The organism is Neptuniibacter sp., assembly GCF_024231755.1.
Lineage (GTDB): Bacteria > Pseudomonadota > Gammaproteobacteria > Pseudomonadales > Balneatricaceae > Neptuniibacter.
Genome location: NZ_JAAEQH010000359.1, coordinates 1 through 598, shown reverse-complemented (window position 1 = coordinate 598; position 598 = coordinate 1). Strand labels below are relative to the sequence as shown.

1 protein-coding gene is annotated in these 598 nt (G+C 42.8%); it reads right to left on the bottom strand.

The window, feature by feature from the left end:
• Positions 1-415 (bottom strand): hypothetical protein (locus GY843_RS20050; protein WP_297312345.1); only part of this gene is annotated, 415 nt, incomplete at its 3' end.
• Positions 416-598: the final 183 nt, after the last annotated feature.

Sequence of the window (598 nt, the reverse complement as noted above, 5' to 3'; positions counted from 1 at the left end):
TCGAATTCAATGTGCACTCAATCGTCCAATTACATAAAGCTGGTATAAAGCTATCGATCATGAACAGCGGAAGAAATGGTCTAGCGATACATTCGAGAATCTTACTTCTCTGCATGAGGATTCGCCTATTATCTAGACTGGTATTTGCTACAAAAGACTCATCTTGTACAGGATCTGTGTCAATTGAAAAAGTGGCAGTAGAAGCAAGAACGCTGTTCATGTAACCCGCATCGATGCCGACGACCATAGGAACATGAGCCATGTAGGCCGCATACGGATAATCTTTAATCGGCTTTCCTCGAGCTGTCAGGCGAATTCTAGACCAGCAGGTGTAACCACCCACGCCACAAATTACGGCCATCTTGTGATCAAGACCCCTAAATGGCTTTCCAGTGCTCTTATCGACAATCTGCATTTGCAGCCTGTAAAGTTAATTTGCATCATTAGCTTAAGGGTAGAATTTTGAACAAACTACTTACCTGAATTGCAAACCTGAAGCATCGATAAACTGCGGCGTCGCAGGAATTGAAAATTTCAGTTCAGTATTCTTTGAAAAGGTGATTGGAAACTGACGCCCGCATGGTATTACAGTAGTTGA